The sequence below is a fragment of the Pedobacter sp. 01N416 genome (assembly GCF_056399685.1).
In genome coordinates this window covers 1-644 of sequence record NZ_JBFTRT010001017.1, presented here as the reverse complement: position 1 = coordinate 644, position 644 = coordinate 1, and the positions used below count along the sequence as shown (strand labels likewise).

Annotated in this window: 1 protein-coding gene; it reads right to left on the bottom strand. The window is 41.1% G+C overall.

Annotated features, from left to right (window positions below; translation table 11 throughout):
* Nucleotides 1–403: 403 nt before the first annotated feature.
* On the bottom strand, nucleotides 404–644 hold a 241-nt coding region (locus AC1DND_RS29000; protein WP_477586448.1), incomplete at its 5' end, for an ABC transporter C-terminal domain-containing protein.

Genomic DNA, 644 nt, shown 5'->3' with positions numbered 1-644 from the left:
ACTAAATGATAACTGAATAAACAATTTATTTAATGCTAATCTGTCCATCAGTCAGATGGTAACATCTGACTGCACATTAGATGGTTGCCACGGAAACACGGATGGACACGGAAGATTCCAGTGCCTCGTCAAGCTCAACATCGGAGGCTCTATTAGCACGATCGTCATTCCCGCGCAGGCGGGAATCTTATCCGTGGTGTCAGATATTACTATCTGGCGCTAAATGATGAATTTCATAAACAAAGCCAGATGGTAACATCCGTTGGCATACTTAGGTTGCAGATGCTTCGTGCCTCAGCATGACATAGTCTTAAATGTTGTTTCCGTGTTTCTGCGCTTCCGTGGCAACAAAAAAAGCCACAGAATTTCTGTGGCCTTAATATGCTTTAATAGGGGGCTAAAACTATCCTTCCAGCTCCATAATCTCAGCAGCTAAACTTTCCCATTTATTTTGGCTATTGTCTAACTCCTGTTTTGTCGCTAAATAACGTTTGTTGGCTTCTGCTAATTTATCGGCTTTGGCATAAACATTCTCATCAGCCAATTCTGCTTCAATATTTTTAACGTTCTGCTCCAGTTCGGTAATCAGCTTTTCTGTTTTTTGCAGTTCGTCGTTCAGCTTTTTTAATTGGTTGGCTGTATTT